1 protein-coding gene is annotated in these 1,243 nt (G+C 69.8%); it reads right to left on the bottom strand.

Annotated elements, in window-relative coordinates; all coding sequences use genetic code 11:
• Nucleotides 1-1,243: glycosyltransferase family 4 protein (locus FVW20_RS15890; RefSeq protein ID WP_196610367.1), on the bottom strand; the 1,243-nt coding region annotated here is incomplete at both ends.

The following is a 1,243-nucleotide window of genomic DNA, read 5'->3' as shown; positions in this document are numbered from 1 at the left end:
GGGGGGCGTCGGCCAGGCGGCGCAGCAGGGCCAGCTGGTTCTTCACCGGCCAGAAGTTGCCCACGCAGGCCAGCAGGGGCACGTCGCGCGGCAGGCCCAGGCGCGTGCGCATGTCCCAGGGCGCGGGGGCGGGATCCATGGCATGCGGCACAAAGGCCTGCGGCACGCCAAGCTCGGTGAACAGGCGGCTGTCGTGCCCGTTTTCCGAAACGGCCACGCAGACGTCGGCGGCGCGCAGGGTGCGGGCAATGTCGTCCAGAACGCCGCGCTCCGCCCAGTGTTCCATGTTTTCGGCGTTGATGCTGGGCAGCATGATGATGCGCGGGTGCGGCTGCGGCAGGTCCGCCAGCAGGTGGCAGGCCCAGTTGTCCGGGTGGGCCAGCACGATGACCGCGTCGTAGCCGCCGTTGCGAACCAGGGCGCGGTACCGTTCCGTGTCCGGCCCCATAGTGGGGTCCGTGAACTTTCCGTGGCAGCGAAAGGCGCGGATGGGCATGCCGTGGCGTATTTCCGAGGCCCGGTTCTCCTGCCAGCGGCAGGCGATTTCCACGTGGTGTCCCAAGGCGCGCAGGTGCAGGCCCAGGGTTTCGATGAACAGTTCGGTGCCCCCCACCGAAGGCCAGAAGAAGTTGCAGGCCAGCAGCACGCGCTTGCCCGCGCTGGGCGGCGCGACGGGGGGCTGTGGCGTGTCGTTCGTTGCACCGTCTGGCGTTGCCTCCGAGGTTTCGTTCGCCGCTTTGGCGGATGTCTTGCCCGGTGCATCGCCCGGAGTCGGAAGGGGCGGGGCGTCGGGGCAGAACCTGCGGATGGTGTCCACCCCGCACACGCCGATGGTGTCGTGAAAGAAGCGGATGAACAATTGTGCGGGGTACAGCCGGGCCGCGCATTCCTGCATGGTCGCGCCGCGTTCGGCGGCGCGCAGGACATCCAGGGCCATGCGTTCCACCTCGTCGATGACCTGAAGCAGTTCGCGCGTGCGCAGTGGCCACAGCCCCAGGCAGAGGCGGTGCATGTCGTCGTGGTCTTCGCGGCGCAGGTAAGGGGCCGTGGTACCCTCAGGAGCGGGGGCCGTGACGTGGTCCGGCGCGGGCCGCAGGTCTTCCGTCCGTGCCAGCACCGCGTGCAGTTCGCCCATGCGTTCGGTCACGCGGGTGGGCAGGTTGCGCCAGTAGGTCACGTCGCGCGCGCCGATGCGGGCGTAGTGGGGCGCGCCGCCGTGCTTGGCGAACAGCCACACCGCACC

The organism is Nitratidesulfovibrio oxamicus, from assembly GCF_015731765.1.
Classification (GTDB): Bacteria; Desulfobacterota; Desulfovibrionia; order Desulfovibrionales; family Desulfovibrionaceae; genus Cupidesulfovibrio; species Cupidesulfovibrio oxamicus.
This window is presented reverse-complemented; position numbering and strand designations above follow the sequence as displayed.